A 3,167-nucleotide genomic window follows, 5' to 3' on the forward strand; every position below is an offset into this window, starting at 1 on the left:
TGCTGGCCGCCATGACACCCGAAACAGCAGCTTTGCTCCACAGGGCTGCTCTCAGAGCCTCTGAGGGGATGCTTCAGCTTCTCGCTCGGTCGCGTGGCTCAACCGTCTTCGTTCGGCATCGAGGCTTGATTGTTCTCTAACAGGCTGCTGAAAAAGGAAATGGACCTCGACGAACTGCATCAGCCGTCTCGAAGGGATGACAAGATATTGTGCGCAGGCGCTTCCAAAACCGATATGATGTGTCGTCGTAGGAGTCGAAGATGGGCACTCAAGACTTTTTCAGCAGCCTGCTAAAAGAGGATGAACGATGGTGGAAGTGATTGGCAGGATATATTCAAATGTAGAACATTTGAAATTAGAAGGCCAAGCGGCACCCGAGGGCGACCTGATGACGAACGACTGTTGGATGTCACTGAGAACTGACCCATGTGGAAGCTTGCCCCTGACGGGATTTGTCGGGGGTTATTGGAGTGATCGACATGGGATTTTTGAGCGTCATTCGACGTTGGGCGTTACGGGACAAGATGCCCATCCGCGAGATCGCGCGGCGGACCGGGCTGTCTCGCAACGGCACTGTCAGGTTGATGGCGTCATGGAAGGCCGGTAGCTCGCTTGGATGCTGAACCTCGACGATCTCTCCCGCCTCAAGGGGTACCGCTTTCCGCGCACCGTCATCGGATACGCCGTCTGGGCGTACCACCGTTTCGCCCTGAGCCTGCGAGATGTCGAAGACCTTCTGGCCGAGCGGGGCGTCGCCGTTTCCTATGAGGCGATACGGATGTGGGTCGCGAAGTTCGGGACGCAGTTCGCCGCGAAGATCCGACGCGATCGGCCCTGGCCAGCCGACAAGTGGCATCTCGACGAGGTCGTACTCAAGATCAACGGCACAAAGCATTGGTTGTGGCGGGCAATCGACGCGAAAGGCGACGTCTTGGACATCCTCGTGCAGTCATGCCGCGACACCGCGGCCGCGAAGCAGTTCATGCGCAAGCTCTTCAAGAGATGGGGCCTGCCGCGGATGATGGTGACCGACAAGCTCGGATCCTATGCGGCGGCCAAGGCGAAACTCGCACCCGGCGTAGAGCACCGTCGCCACAAGGGGATCAACAACGCGGCAGAAGCATCGCATCGGCATACCCGCCGACGAGAGAAGGTCATGGGCGGGTTCAAGTCACCGCGACAGGCCCAGAGGTTCTTATCGGCCCACGATCAGACCGACGCCATCTTCCGCCCACGCCGTCACCGCCTCTCCGCCCGTTCCTATCATCACGCAAGACAGGACGCGTTCGACCTATGGGCAGCCTACACGACCGAACTGTCCGCGTGAGCGGTCGCCGGCGACACTTTGCTGATCCACATAAAACAACCTGACAATCCCCTGGTAACGCACTCAAGTGAAGGTAACTTCAATGTCCTCTCCGAAAACCATCTGCTTTCTCGTGGGTGCTCCCCGCAGCGGGACGACATGGATCCAACGCCTACTGCAAACTCATCCGGCCATCTGCGGCGGCGAGGAAAGCCATTTTTTTACTCTGTTTGCCCACCCAATGCAGGCCGCCGATCGTATGTTGTCTAGAAATAGCGATCGCAAGATCGGCCCCCTAGTCTATACCGATCGGGACACATATGAGAATGCAATCAGGGAGATCTGGGGCCGGATCTTTGTGGGACTTTACTCAGAAAACCCAGGAGCTTGTGTACATCTGGAGAAGACACCGGACCACTCGCTGTATCTGGAAGAGATCACACGCTTGTTTCCCGATGCTAAGATCATTTTCCTGACGCGTGACAGCCGAGCAGTGACGGCGTCATTAATTAATGCCGGCAAGGGATGGGGAAGCCACTGGGCTCCTGATAACGTGCGAGACGCGGCAATTGTGTGGCGTCGCTACATCGAGGCTATCCGTGGTTGGCATACACGGAACCCAAGTCATCCTTTTTTGACAATCAGATATGAGGATGCGCTGGCTAATACAGAGGCGATGCTAGACCAAATGTTAGATTTCGTCCTGCCCAAAGGGACGCCGCACGAGACGCAAAAAATCCTAAAACTTTTTGCTACCATGCAGGAGGAACGGAAGGACCCTGCCGGGTTCGCACGCCTGCGCGGCAAGGGTGGTTGGCGCAACGACTTGTCTCTACGCCAAAAGGTTACTGTTTGGCGGTATACTCGCAGATCTATGCGGGCACTAGGCTACGAAATTGGTCCTATTTGAGCAGCCCGGGATCCTCGCGGTGTTATGTGGCGGAAGGAGGACCCAAGTTCGACACTTCAGGGGCGGTTTCATGATCATCTGCTTTGGCCGATGACGTAGTTTCAATAATTTAGTGGACGCCCCGAGGTCGATATGGATGGTCGGTGTAGTCACACGATGCGGTTGTATTACCCATTGCCTCTGGAGCTTCGGCTCAGGTATCATCGCTACACAATGTATACGCGCATCGCGAAGACCGGCGGCCGCCAGTATCTCCAACTCGTCGAGGCCTACCGCAATGACCGCGGGCAGTCCCGCGTCCGCGTGGTCGCGAACCTTGGGCGGCTCGACAAGCTTACCCCTTCGACGCTCGATCCTTTGATCAACGGCCTGAACCGGGGATAGTGCCCCATTGCGTGGTGTAGGAGCGCCGACCTTCGGAGAGGTCCGAAGCTGATCAGGTGGCCACGGTGGGCAATCTGACGTCTGCATTGTCGGTGACGCGCGCGAGGCTTTCAAGCGACATGTACCGCCGGGCGACTGTCCATTCGTCGTTTGTCTCGAGCATCAGAGCGCCGACCAGACGAACAATGGCTTCGTCGTTTGGAAAGATCCCGATGACATCGGCGCGCCGCTTGATCTCGCGGTTTACTCGCTCGATTGGGTTCGTGGATGCGATCTGGGTCCAATGCTCGCGCGGGAAGTCCATGTAGGCCAGGACGTCGTCGCGGGAGGCGTCCATGAACGCGCCGAGCTTTTCCTGCTTCTCGCGAAGCGCATCCGCGACCACTTCCCACTGGGCTTCGGCCTCGGCCTTTGTCTCCTGCGCGAAGATCGTCTTCAGCATCGCCGCCACCGCCGTACGCTGCTTGGCCGGGGCATGGGCAAGCGCATTGCGCATCCAGTGAACGCGGCAGCGCTGGTGGGTCGCGTCGAACACCCGACGCGCAGCCGCCCGCAGCCCCTTGTGAT

Annotated in this window: 3 protein-coding genes and 1 pseudogene; 3 read left to right on the forward strand and 1 reads right to left on the reverse strand. The window is 58.1% G+C overall.

The annotated features are described in order from the left end of the window. The first annotated feature begins 616 nt into the window (after positions 1 to 616). The 3 genes and pseudogenes from JSE7799_RS11125 to JSE7799_RS20505 all read left to right on the forward strand — a co-directional run. Positions 617 to 1,327, forward strand: coding sequence for an IS6 family transposase (locus JSE7799_RS11125; protein WP_055663662.1), 711 nt, complete (start codon positions 617 to 619; stop codon positions 1,325 to 1,327). An 82-nt stretch (positions 1,328 to 1,409) separates the two neighbouring features. After that, on the forward strand, positions 1,410 to 2,216 hold the full coding sequence (locus tag JSE7799_RS19875; RefSeq protein WP_083480497.1) for a sulfotransferase family protein: 807 nt from the start codon (positions 1,410 to 1,412) through the stop codon (positions 2,214 to 2,216). Positions 2,217 to 2,429: 213 nt separating this feature from the next. Further along, a pseudogene (locus tag JSE7799_RS20505) lies at positions 2,430 to 2,594 on the forward strand (IS1634 family transposase N-terminal domain-related protein); the annotation flags it as partial. Positions 2,595 to 2,652: 58 nt separating this feature from the next. Here the strand turns inward: JSE7799_RS20505 and JSE7799_RS11130 are convergent. Next, a partial coding sequence (locus JSE7799_RS11130; protein WP_186201900.1) for a transposase occupies positions 2,653 to 3,167 on the reverse strand: 515 nt, incomplete at its 5' end.

This window comes from Jannaschia seosinensis (assembly GCF_001408515.1).
Classification (GTDB): domain Bacteria; phylum Pseudomonadota; class Alphaproteobacteria; order Rhodobacterales; family Rhodobacteraceae; genus Jannaschia; species Jannaschia seosinensis.

Excerpts from the sequence above, each read along its gene's own strand:
- JSE7799_RS19875 (WP_083480497.1), top strand. The coding sequence starts at position 1,410 with ATGTCCTCTCCGAAAACCATCTGCTTTCTCGTGGGTGCTCCCCGCAGC.
- JSE7799_RS11125 (WP_055663662.1), top strand. The coding sequence starts at position 617 with ATGCTGAACCTCGACGATCTCTCCCGCCTCAAGGGGTACCGCTTTCCG.